An 11,566-nucleotide genomic window follows, 5' to 3' on the forward strand; every position below is an offset into this window, starting at 1 on the left:
GGGCCCTGGCCTTGTTTGAGGAATTTGAGTTGTGTCATGGATTTCGATCCGGTCGTGCAGGCGGTGCTGCGGGTGGCCCCCGCAGCACCGCCTGCAGGGCGTCAATTCGCGGTGATCTTGCGTTCCGCGATCAGTTTGCCCCAGCGCGCCACTTCGGTGTTGAGGTGGGTGGCCAGCGCTTCGGGCGTTGAGCCGATTGCCTCGGCGCCGATGGACTCGAACTTTTTCTTGATGTCCGGATCCTTCATCGCATCGCGCAGGGCGGCGTTGAGTTTAGTGATAATCGGCTTGGGTGTCGAGGCTGGCATGAAGACCGCAAACCATGGCGACACTTCATAGCCCGGCAGTCCGGCCTGTGCAATGGTCGGCACATTGGGCAGTGTGCTGGAGCGCTTGGCCGTGGTGACGCCCAGGGCGCGCAGCTTGCCGGATTCGATGTGCGGCTTGGCCGAGGTGATGCTGTCGAACATGTAGTTGACCTGGCCGCCGAGCAAGTCGGTGACCGCCGGGCCGCTGCCCTTGTAAGGCACATGCATCATGTCGACCTTTGCCATCGAGGCGAACATTTCGCCGGCGAGGTGGATCGAGGTGCCGGTGCCGGCCGACGCATAAGTCAGTTTGCCGGGCTGGGCTTTGGCCGCTGCAATCACGTCGCTGATGTTCTTGACGTTCGGCTGGGTGGCATTGGTGACCAGCACATTGGGCACGACGGCAACTAGCATGACCGGTGCAAAGTCCTTGACCGGGTCATACGACAATTGCTTGTACAGGTACTTGTTGGTGGCCATGCCGATCGAGGTGATCATCATGGTGTAGCCGTCGCCTGGCGCACGGGCGACCAGGTCGGCGCCGATATTGCCGCCGGCGCCCGGCTTGTTCTCGATCACGAATGCCTGGCCGAGCGCCTTGCCTGCCTTGTCGCCGAGTGCACGGGCGATGGCGTCCATGGCGCCGCCTGGCGGGAATGGCACGACCCAGCGCACCGGCTTTGCGGGCCATTCCTGGGCATGGGCAGGCGCGGCCTGCATCAGGGCCGATAGCGAGACGCTCAACACGGCGCCGATCGTGGCGAGCTTGGTCAGTCTGGTTTTCATGTCTACTCCTGTTGTGTACTGTCGTTGTGCTTGCTACTCGATGGCCGACGGGTGCTGCGCCAGCGGCGTGACCTGGATTTTCATGTACGGAAACAGCGGCAGCCCGGACAGGCATGCATGCAAGGCGTCGTTGGATTCGACATCGAATACGCTGTAGTTGGCGTATTCGCCCACGACGCGCCACAGGTGACGCCATTGGCCGCTGCGCTGCAGGTCTTGCGAATATTGTTTTTCGCGCGCCTTGATGTCGGCGGCGGTGTCCGGGTTGAGGTCGGCGGGAATCTGCACGTCCATTCTGACCAGATAAAGCATGTCGTTCTCCTGAGTCGGTTTTTGCCCGGGTACTGCAATCAGTGTTGTCCCATGTCGACCACGATCGGCTGGCGTGACGCATGGTTGCGGTCAAAGCGCATCAGCTTGGCCTGGTCGATCTCGATGCCGAAGCCCGGGCCGTCGGGGATCTGCAACGCAAAATCGCGTATCTGCATCGGCGCTTGCACGATGTCGTCGACCAGCAGTTGCGGTCCGAACAATTCGCAGCCGTGCGGCGAATCCTGCAATGTCGAAAAAACGTGGGCGGAAGCGGCGCTGCCGAGCGAGGTTTCCAGCATGGTGCCGCCATACCAGCCGATATCGGCCGCTTCGGCAATTGCGGCGACCTTGCGAGTGCGCAGCAAGCCGCCATGCTTGGCGACTTTCAGCGACACGACATGGCTGGCGTGCTGGCGCGCCAGCAGCATCATGTCCTGCGGCAGGCAGACGCTTTCGTCGGCCATGATCAAGCCGCCCTGGAGCGTGGCGGTCAGGCTTTTCAGGGCTTCGATATTCCAGTGCGCGACCGGCTGTTCGATCAGGCCAACGCCGCTGTCAATCAGTTGCGGCAGGTAGCGGCGTGCGGTATTGCCGTCCCAGGCCTGGTTGACGTCGATCGTCAGGCTGGCATGTGCGCCGAGTTCGCGCGCAATTGCGCTGACATGGGCCACGTCGTCTTGCGGCGCACGGGCGCCGATCTTGATCTTGAATATACGGTGACGGCGGGCCACCAGCATGGCCTGCGCCTCGCTGATGTCGCGCGCGATGTCGCCGCTGGCCAATGTCCATGCCAGCGGCAAGCTGTCATGTCGCTTGCCGCCCAGCAGTTGCCAGGCCGGCAGGCCCAGGGTCCGGGCGACGGCGTCGATCAGCGCCATTTCGACGGCGCTCTTGGCAAACCAGTTGCCCCTGCAGGCGGCGTTCATGCGTGCGATGGCGGCTTCGAAGCGAGCTGCGTCCTGGTCGAGCAGGGCCGGGCCAAGATAGCCGGTGACGGCGTGGTGGATGCTTTCCGGCGATTCTTCGTTCCAGGATGGCCCGCCGATGGTTGCTGCTTCGCCATGACCGGTGGCGCCATTGTTCAGGCGGACCTGGACAATCACCGGACTTTGCCGGCTGATAGAGCCGAACGAGAGCTTGTGCGGCCGGACTGTCGGGATATCGAGTATCCGGGCGTCAATACTTTCAATGGACAGGCTGGCTGGCATGGGAATGGGCCCGGTTGGCTAACGTACCGACACTGTAGGACAGAGCAGGAAATCGATCCAATGGCAAATTTCTTTCGTATTATTCGATAATATCGAACGATTGAAAAATCTTGGATGCATTGCAGGGGGGCAGGAAATGGAAATCCGGCAGCTACGTTATTTTCTTGCGGTGGCGCACACTGAGCATCTGACAGTGGCGGCGCGCAATCTGTATGTCACGCAGTCCACGCTGTCGCATGGCTTGCGGCAGCTGGAAGAAGACTTGGGAATCCAGTTGTTCGAGCGCATTGGCCGCCGGCTGAAGTTGTCGGAGGCGGGCGCGGTATTCCGCAACTTCGCCGGACGCGCCTTGCAGGAGCTGGAGGCCGGACGCATGGCGCTATCCGATCTGAGCGGCCTGCAGGCGGGCGTGCTGACTGTCGGCGTGATCCCGACTTTCCTCAATACGCTGGTGCCGGCGACGGTGGCTGCTTTCAATGCGGCCTATCCGGGCGTCAACATCGTCGTGCGCGATCTGCGCGCCAGTCCGCTGGAGGAACAACTGCTTTCCGGTGAACTCGATCTTGGCATTGCCTTTTATCCGACGCAGCGCAAGGAGATCGAGGCGGAACCTTTGTTTGAGGAGAGGATGCAATTGATCGTGAACCGTTCGCATCCATTGGCCGGCCGCAGCAAGCTGGCTTTCAATGCGCTGGCCAAGGTACCGCTGGCGCTGTTGACCCCGGCATTTGCCACCCGCAGGCTGATCGACCAGGCTTTGCGGGCCGCCGGCGTGACGCCTAACGTACCAGTGGAGATGGAGTCGGTAGAAGCCCTGATCGCCGCTTGCCGTGACAGCCAGTTGGCCAGCATCGTGCCTGAGCGCGCGGCCAGCCAGGCCACCGACATGCGGGCAATCAACCTGGTGTCGCCGCAGCTGGTGAGACCAGCAGCCGTGCTATGGCGGCAAGGCGCATCGCGCAGCATGGCGGCGCAAGCCTTTGCCGCCTTGTTGCGCAGGGCAAACCGCGGGCAATGAATGCCAGCAGGGATGTGGTGCCTGCAGCCAGCAAGTGGCTGGCGCCTTCGGATGCGGCAAGCCGCGCCCGGTCAGGCGCGGGCCTGGATGGGGATCGGGAGTTCAGTCAGGGGAGCCGCGCCGCTGCGGTCACTGGCAATGTAGAACGCGTCGCGGCCATTGCCTTTGGCCTTGTACAGTTCAATATCGGCGCGCCGGATCAGTTGTTCCCAGTTATCGGACAAGTCGCCCGCTTCCAGCGTCGCAAATCCGGCACTGACTGTCACGGGATACTGGCCGAGATAACTGTACTGCCGGACCGCATCCATCAAGCGATCGCCGAGCGCTTTGCACTCGGCCGCATCCACGCTGGGAAAAATAATGCAGAATTCTTCGCCGCCGTAACGTCCGAGCAGGTCGCCGCGGCGGCAGATCGATGACAGCATGCCGGAGATGTCGACCAGGACGGCATCACCCGCCTGGTGTCCGAGGCGGTCGTTGATGCGCTTGAAGAAATCGATGTCGACCACCGCCACCGACAAGGGGTTCCGATAGCGCCGGGCGAGATCGATTTCGCGTTCTCCGGCCTGGACCAGTGCGCGGCGGTTCAGCAGGCCGGTCAGGCCGTCATGGGTAGCCAGGTACTGTTGTTCCCGGATCGAGCGCTCGAAGTACAGCAGCAGCAAGCCGACGGAATACAGCACGATGCCAGCCAGCGGTATCAGGTACAGCACGAAGATGGCCGGTACCGATTGTGAAATCGGCTGCAGGTCCATCGTGCGCAGGGATGCCGCAACAATGCGCAACAGGTTGTTGAAAATCAGTAGTGCCAGCGAACTCAGCACCAGCCAGGCGCCGAGCGTGCGGTACTTGGCGGTGGCCCGCCACGCAGTGCAAAAACTCAGCGACATCACCGTCAGCATGACGCTGGAAAAGAGCAGCAAGCGCGGAAACAAGGGCGTACCCGTCAGCAGCAGCGTCGCATGGGAGACAAAAAACAGCACGCCCAGGAGCAGGGCAAACTTGCCAAATGGCCGGTCGTTGAAAGCGCGCAAGCCCCAATACTGGAAGATCGCGCCCCAGACAATGGCATTGTTGGCCAGAATCAGCGCCCAGGGTCGTCCGACGCCGCCATCGAGCAGGATGCCGCCGATACCCGCGGCAATCAGGATCTGGGCGCCCGCCCAATATTGTGCGCCGCTGGCACGATTGGGGTCGACAAGATAGATGCCGCCGGTGGCCAGCGCCATGCAAAGTTGCACTGCGATTACGGCAGTGCCGGCGGTCAGGAAATCCATCGTTAAGCAGGGGACTGGAGGAGTTTCGAGAGAATTGTTTCCATATGGTAACTCAGACCACTCCTTCAGCGGTCCGTTTCATCAATTGAAATCGCCTGCGCTAGTTTGGCGTGTGCAGTTTTGTGCAAATTGCCTAGCGGGCTTGCCAAACGCGTTGGCGCACACCGCCTGCGGTCAGCGCACCGTATGACACCAGGCCGAGGGCGACACCGAGAAAATGGCCATTCATGCCCATGCCCGCAACGTGGGCCAGCAACCAGCCGCCGCCGACGGCAATAGTGAAGCGGGAGATGGCCGCCATTACCGGCCATTTCATTCGTCCCGCGCCCATGGCGGCGAAATACATGGTCATGCCCAGTCCGAAAAAACCGAATGCGGGGCCGATAAAGCCCAGCGCCCGCGCAGCAATGGCAACCACCTGCTGGTCGCTGGTGAAGAACGAGGCGAAAGCATGCGGCGCCAGCGCCACCGCCACGCCCAGTGCGCCGGTGAAGGCGAAGGTAATGCCACCGCCAAGCCAGGCCACGCGGCGCGCCATGCGCCATTCCTCGCCGCCGACAGCGCGGCCGACCAGCGCAGTCAGCGCCGAACCGACGCCAAAGGCCAGCGGAATGATCAGGAACTCCATCCTGGCCGAAATGCCATAGGCGGCCACTGCGGCAATGCCATAGTCGCGCATTTGCGCCGTGACCAGGATGGTGGTCAGGTTGGCGATGGCGGCCAGTGCGCAGGCCACTGCACCCACGGCCAGGATCTTCTTGAACAGCGGGCGTGAAATCCGGGTCCGCAGGTTCGGCACGAAACCGGCGCCGCCGCGCATCACCACGACCGCCATGGCGAGCGTGGCCAGCGTGAATACGCCGGCAAATGCGGCGCCGATGCCGGTCATGCCCATGCCAGCCGGTTCGGCCAGCAGCCAGGCCAGTACCGGATAGACAAACCATGCCGTGCCCAGCGTGCGTGCAGCCAGTGCATGCTGGCCGCCGCCGCGCAGCACCGATGCCAGCGTGTTGGATAGCCAGGCCGGTATCGCACCAAGACCGAAAAACAGCATCACATACATCATCGTCGCGTCTTTTGCCTCCTGGCCGGCAATGGCGACCAGCATCGGGCCGGCAAACAGCGACAGTCCCAATGCAAAACAAAGGCCGGCAACGACGGCAATGATCACCGCATGCATGACCAGGGCGGACGCATCGTCGCGCCGGGACGCGCCAAGCGAACGGGCGATGGCCGAGACCACGCCGCCCCCCATCGCTCCACTGGACATTTGTTGCATCAGCAGTGAAAAGGGCAGGATCACCGCCCATCCGGCAAGCGCGGCGGTTCCCTGGCGCGCCGCCAGCCAGGTTTCCATCAGTTGCGACGACACTTGCATCACGGCCACGATGGAGGTCGGGCCGGCCAGCGCCAGCATGCTTTGCAGCAGTGCCGCAACGCGCGGCGGGGGCAAGGGGGCGGGTGCTGCCAGCGGGGGCATGGGGGTTGGGATCAGCACGCTTATTTCGACGCCGCGTCCTTGGATGCCGTACGACTGTCACCGCTGGATGGGAAGCGGTAATAGCGTGAATTCAGGTATTGGGCCACAGCACGGATATCCTCGTCGTCCCAGCGCAGGCCGGTATTGGTTTGCCAGCGGCGCACCTGATGCAGCAGCCCTTGCCAATCCTTTGCCAGCCGTTGCTCGCGCCAGTGGACCTGCTCGGTGTGACAGGCGATACAGTGGTTCTGGTACAGCAGTTCGCCGCGTGGCTGCGTCTTTTCGGGCGCGGCCAGCGCGATGGCGGGCGCCAGCAGGCTGATCGCTGCGATGACCCGCACCCGCCATTTCTGTTCGATCATGTGGTCCCCGTCATGTCGGTCGGTTGTGATGCCCGACCCGTACGCCGGCAGGTCATGGTCACGACTTCGGTCGCCCGGATTATCAATCCTGACCCGTTAATGCTTTACCTTGCAACGCAAAAGCGGCAAATTTCAGGTTTGTTTGATCTGGATGCGTCACGGCGAACCGGCGATGGCATTAGCTTGCAGCAACTCAGGAGACAGAATAATGGATTTTGAAAAGATTCGTGTTGTATGCGTCGGCAATTCGACCCTTGACCGCGTATGGCTGGTGGATGAACTGCCGGTCGGCGGCGGCAAGTTCCGCGCCCATGACTACCTGGAGCTCGGGGGCGGCATGGCGGCCAACGCCGCCGTGGCGGTGGCCCGGCTCGGCGGCGCCGCCAGCTACTGGGGCCGGGGCGGCAACGACACCGCCGGCCATACGATGTGCGACGAGCTCAGCCGGTATGGCGTCGACATTGCGCAGTTTCGCCTGTTCGACGGAGCGCGCTCGTCGGTGTCGAGCATTCTCGTGAGCCATGATGGCGAACGCAGCATCGTCAATTTCCGCGGCAGCGATATTCCCGCTGATGCCTCCTGGTTACCATTGGACGACATTGCCAGGGCACAGGCCGTGCACGGCGATGTGCGCTGGGTGGAGGGCGCGCGCGCCGCCTTTGCTGCGGCCCGCGAGCACGGCGTGCCGACCGTACTGGATGGCGAGATCGCCGAACAGGCCGACTTCCACATCCTGCTGCCCATGGTCGACCATGCGATTTTTTCGGAGTCCGGCTTGCGCGCCTTCCTGGGCGACGCGGTGAATATCGGCGATGAGTTGAGTCCGGTGCTCGGCTTGCAGCGCGCCCGTGACCTCGGATGCCGGGTAGCCGCGGTTACACGCGGCGCCAAGGGTACGGTCTGGCTGGATGAAAGCGGCGTGCACTACCAGAGTGCTTTCCCGGTGGCGGTGGTCGACACCACTGGCGCCGGCGATGTTTTTCACGGCGCTTATGCGGTCGCGATCGCCGGTGGCTGCAATGTCGCAGAATCGATGCGAATGGCCAGCGCCGTGGCCGCAATGAAATGCACACGAAAGGGCGGACGGGCAGGCATTCCATCGTATGCGGAGGTACAGGTTTTTCTGGCGCAGAACGGCTAGTGCCCGGCTTGGGCCGTGGCCGTGCAATGTCTGTCGCCAGTAAGCAGCAGCGCCGGCAGCATTGCCCGCATCCGCAGCAACAGGCCGTTGCGGTATCATGCTCGGCACTAAAATCCCGGCAGATGGAGACAAGATGAATAACATGGATGCACCGGTATACCTGCAGCGTGATGGCGCAATCGCCACCCTGGTCATGAACCGTCCGGCCCAGCGCAATGCGCTGGATATTCCGACTGCGCGGGCGTTCCTTGCCTGCTGCACCGAACTTGCCGCCGACAGTAGCGTACGCGCCGTCGTGCTCAGGGCAGAAGGAAAAAATTTCGGTGTGGGCGGCGACCTGGCCGCGCTGCGCATCGATTCCCAGCAGACTGCGCGGGCCTTGCTGGAGCCGATGCATGCAGCCATTCGCCTGTTGACCAATATGGATGCGCCCGTGATCGCCAGCCTGCACGGCGCAGTGGCGGGCGGCAGCCTGAGCCTGGCTCTGGCCTGCGACCTGGCGATTGCCGCCGACAGCACGCGTTTCAATCTTGCCTACATCGGCGTGGCGGTCAGTTGCGACTTGTCTGGCACCTGGAATTTGCCGCGCATGGTCGGGCTGCGCAATGCGATGGGACTGGCCTTGCTGGGTGAAACCTTCGACGCCAGCGAGGCGCTGCGCCTGGGCCTGGTCAACAAGGTCGTGCCCGAGGCGACGGTGGCAGAAGCCACCGACGCCCTGGCGCGCCGCATCGCCGCCGGGCCGACGCTGGCAATGGGCCGCACCAAGCGCTTGTTGCGCGCATCGTTCGATAGCGACCTGGGCACCCAGCTAGATCGGGAACAGGAAAACTTCATCGCCAGCGCCGGCACCGCCGACTTTACCGAGGCGCTCGACGCCTTTTTTGGCAAGCGGCCAGCCGATTTCAAGGGTCGTTGATTTGTCGCCCTGCGCTCGCTGAGCCGGCTGCCGGGCTGGCACATGCACTAGCCGGCACTGGCCGCAAGGCAGGCCCAGAAACAGGGGCGCCAGACAGCGCGCCTGCTCCAGGGCCGGGCTTGCTGTTAGCGCCGGACGATCAGGCCCGCGCCGCCTTGCGCAATGCGCCGATGGTTGCCCTTGGCGTGATCAGTTCCGGATCGGTACGCACCTCGATCAAGGCCGGCTTGCCGGCCTTGCGCGCGGCTTCGAATGCCGCTGCAAAATCTTCGGTGCGTTCGACCAGGACGCCAGTTGCGCCATAGGCCCGCGCCAGGGCGGCAAAGTCCGGGTTGTTCAGGGTCGATGCATGGACCCGTTCCGGATACTGCTTTTCCTGGTGCATGCGAATGCTGCCGTACATGCCGTTGTTGACCACCACCACGATGATGTTGATGCCGTATTGCACGGCCGTGGCCAGCTCCTGCCCGTTCATCAGGAAACAGCCATCGCCGGCGAAGGCGACCACAGTGCGCTCCGGATGGACCAGTTTTGCCGCAATCGCCGCCGGCACGCCATAGCCCATCGTGCCGCTGGTGGGTGCAAGTTGCGTGCGCACGCCGCGGTACTGGTAGAAGCGCTGTACCCAGATGGTGTAATTGCCGGCGCCATTGCAGATGATCGAATCGGCCGGCAGGGTGGTGCGCAGGTATTGCATCACCTCGCCCATGTCGACGCCGTTCTCGGGCGGCATGGGCGTGTGCTTGATGTTGTCCAGGTAGTCCTGGCGCGCTGATTTGGTCCAGTCATGCCACGGGGTTGACGCCGGCTTTGGCAGTGCCGCCACGACCCGCGCAAATTCCTCCATGCCGGCATGGATCGGCAAATCGGCGTGATACACATGTCCCAGTTCATCCGGATCGAGATGCACATGCACCAGTCGTTGCTGCGGCTTGGGCACTTCCAGCAAGGTGTAGCCGTGGGTGGATGTTTCGCCAATGCGCGGGCCCACGGCGATGATCAGGTCGGCCGCCTTGATGCGTTCGGCAACCCGCGGGTCCATGCCCAGGCCGGCTTCGCCAGCGTAGTGCGGATCGCAATTGTCATACAGGTCCTGGCGGCGGAAGCCGCAGATCACGGGCAGGTCGTAATTCTCGGCGAAGCGGGCCATGCCCTCGCCGGCGGCACGGGTCCAGGCGCCGCCGCCGACCATGACCAGCGGGCGTTTGGCTTCGGCCAGCATGCTTTGCAAAGTCGATATTGACTGCGGCGCCGGATGATAGGGCACGCGCTGGTAACGCGGCGTCTGGCGCACCGTCACCATGTCGAGCTGCATGTCTTCCGGCAGCGCCAGCACCACTGGGCCGGGGCGGCCCGAGGTGGCAATGTGGAAAGCGCGGCTGATGTATTCGGGAATGCGGCGTGCGTCATCGATCTGGTCTACCCATTTCGCGATGTGGCCGTACATGTGGCGGTAGTCGATTTCCTGCCAGGCTTCGCGGCTGGTGGTGTCGCGCGCAATGTGGCCAACAAACACGATCAGCGGGGTTGAGTCCTGGCGTGCGGTATGGATGCCGATGGCGGCGTTGGTCGCGCCCGGACCGCGGGTGACGAAACACACGCCCGGCTCGCCGGTGAGCTTGCCGTAGGCTTCGGCCATGTGCGCCACGCCGCCTTCCTGGCGGCCGACGACCAGCTTGATCTCGTCGCGTACTTCGTACAGCGCGTCGATCACGGACAGGAAGCTTTCGCCAGGCACGCAAAAGGTCGTCTTCACGCCGTGGCTGAGCAGTGCATCGACCAGTACTTGTCCGCCCGAACGGGCAATGTTTTGTTCACTCATGATGGTTTTATGTCTCCTGTTGGATCCGTTATTTTATTCGGATGGAAATTTGTGTTCATGCAGTACTGCATGGCGCAGGTAATCACTGGTCAATCCGGCCGTGGCCGGACAGCCGAGCAGGGCCAGATTCAGGTCAATTTCCTTTTGCAGCAGCCTGATTGCGTGTGCTGCGCCTCGCTCGCCACCAAGCGCCAGTCCGAACATGGCAGGCCGGCCGACAAACACAAAACGTGCACCCAGCGCCAGCGCCTTGAGTACGTCGGTTCCCCTGCGGAAGCCGCTGTCGATCATGACCGTCAACCCAGGCACGGCTGCAATGATAGCCGGCAATGCGTCGATCGGCGCAATGGCGCCGTCCAGCTGGCGGCCACCATGATTGGAAATGATGATGCCGTCGGCCCCGATCGATTGCGCACGCAGCGCGTCGTCAGGATGCAGGATGCCCTTGATGACCAGATTGCCGGACCAGTTGTCGCGCAGCCAGCGCATGTCGTCCCAGCACAGCGCGGCGCGACCGGCGCGATGGTCTGCCGTACTGGCGGTGATGATCGCCGTGCCGCGCTGGGCGGTGAAGTTTTCGAAATGCGGCAAGCCCTGCGTGAGCAGCGTGCGGGCAAAGGTCTCTAACAGCCAGCGCGGGCGCGACAGGCCGCCGGCAAGCAGCCTGGCAGAAAGCCGCAGCGGAATCGAAAAACCGTTGCGCAATTCAATCTCACGCACCGAGGCGATCGGTACATCCACCGTCACCACCAGCGTGCGTATGCCGGCTGCGGCAACCCGTTCCACCAGCGCCTTGATGACATCGCGACGCGAGGGGATATACGCCTGGAACCACATGCCGGGCAAGGCTTCGGCGACCTTTTCCAGCGGCGTCATGGACGCGCCGCTGAGCACGAAGGGCACATTGAGGCTGCCGGCTGCGCGCGCCATGGC

The 11,566-nt window shown here is 63.1% G+C and carries 11 protein-coding genes; 3 read left to right on the top strand and 8 right to left on the bottom strand.

Annotation, left to right across the window (positions count from 1 at the left end; all coding sequences use genetic code 11):
• Positions 1–101 precede the first annotated feature (101 nt).
• The 3 genes from Q7T64_RS00230 to Q7T64_RS00240 are packed head-to-tail and all read right to left on the bottom strand — an operon-like array spanning position 102 to position 2,614.
• The gene (locus Q7T64_RS00230) at positions 102–1,094 is read right to left on the bottom strand and encodes a tripartite tricarboxylate transporter substrate binding protein (protein ID WP_304789232.1); all 993 of its coding nucleotides are present in this window, start codon (positions 1,092–1,094) and stop codon (positions 102–104) included.
• Positions 1,095–1,127: 33 nt separating this feature from the next.
• Positions 1,128–1,406, bottom strand: coding sequence for a muconolactone Delta-isomerase (gene catC, locus Q7T64_RS00235; RefSeq protein WP_304789234.1), 279 nt, complete (start codon positions 1,404–1,406; stop codon positions 1,128–1,130).
• A 38-nt stretch (positions 1,407–1,444) separates the two neighbouring features.
• On the bottom strand, positions 1,445–2,614 hold the full coding sequence (locus Q7T64_RS00240; RefSeq protein WP_304789236.1) for a muconate cycloisomerase family protein: 1,170 nt from the start codon (positions 2,612–2,614) through the stop codon (positions 1,445–1,447).
• A gap of 136 nt (positions 2,615–2,750) precedes the next feature.
• Between Q7T64_RS00240 and cynR the strand changes: the two genes are divergently transcribed.
• A complete protein-coding gene (gene cynR / locus Q7T64_RS00245) occupies positions 2,751–3,632 on the top strand; it encodes a transcriptional regulator CynR (protein ID WP_304789238.1) in 882 nt (293 codons plus the stop codon).
• Positions 3,633–3,703: 71 nt separating this feature from the next.
• Here the strand turns inward: cynR and Q7T64_RS00250 are convergent, their stop codons facing one another.
• The 3 genes from Q7T64_RS00250 to Q7T64_RS00260 form a co-directional block, all read right to left on the bottom strand.
• On the bottom strand, positions 3,704–4,909 hold the full coding sequence (locus tag Q7T64_RS00250; RefSeq protein WP_304789240.1) for a diguanylate cyclase: 1,206 nt from the start codon (positions 4,907–4,909) through the stop codon (positions 3,704–3,706).
• Positions 4,910–5,042: 133 nt separating this feature from the next.
• Positions 5,043–6,362 (bottom strand): MATE family efflux transporter, encoded by a 1,320-nt coding sequence (locus Q7T64_RS00255; RefSeq protein ID WP_304789242.1) that lies wholly within the window; start codon positions 6,360–6,362, stop codon positions 5,043–5,045.
• 47 nt (positions 6,363–6,409) lie between these two features.
• Entirely contained in the window at positions 6,410–6,751 is a 342-nt protein-coding gene (locus Q7T64_RS00260; protein WP_304789244.1) for a cytochrome c, read from the bottom strand.
• 208 nt (positions 6,752–6,959) lie between these two features.
• On the opposite strand from Q7T64_RS00260, the gene Q7T64_RS00265 reads away from it, so the two are divergent.
• Positions 6,960–7,892 carry a sugar kinase gene (locus Q7T64_RS00265; protein WP_304789246.1) on the top strand — a complete coding sequence of 311 codons (933 nt, stop codon included), beginning with the start codon at positions 6,960–6,962 and terminating at the stop codon, positions 7,890–7,892.
• A gap of 133 nt (positions 7,893–8,025) precedes the next feature.
• Positions 8,026–8,811 (top strand): enoyl-CoA hydratase/isomerase family protein, encoded by a 786-nt coding sequence (locus tag Q7T64_RS00270; protein ID WP_304789248.1) that lies wholly within the window; start codon positions 8,026–8,028, stop codon positions 8,809–8,811.
• Between the two features lie 139 nt (positions 8,812–8,950).
• Here Q7T64_RS00270 and Q7T64_RS00275 read toward each other — a convergent pair whose 3' ends face one another.
• Both Q7T64_RS00275 and Q7T64_RS00280 read right to left on the bottom strand, forming a co-directional pair.
• A complete protein-coding gene (locus tag Q7T64_RS00275; protein ID WP_304789250.1) occupies positions 8,951–10,633 on the bottom strand; it encodes a thiamine pyrophosphate-binding protein in 1,683 nt (560 codons plus the stop codon).
• A 33-nt stretch (positions 10,634–10,666) separates the two neighbouring features.
• A partial coding sequence (locus Q7T64_RS00280; protein ID WP_304789252.1) for an alpha-hydroxy acid oxidase occupies positions 10,667–11,566 on the bottom strand: 900 nt, incomplete at its 5' end.

Origin of the sequence: Lacisediminimonas sp. (genome assembly GCF_030645335.1) — a bacterium.
GTDB lineage: Bacteria > Pseudomonadota > Gammaproteobacteria > Burkholderiales > Burkholderiaceae_D > Lacisediminimonas.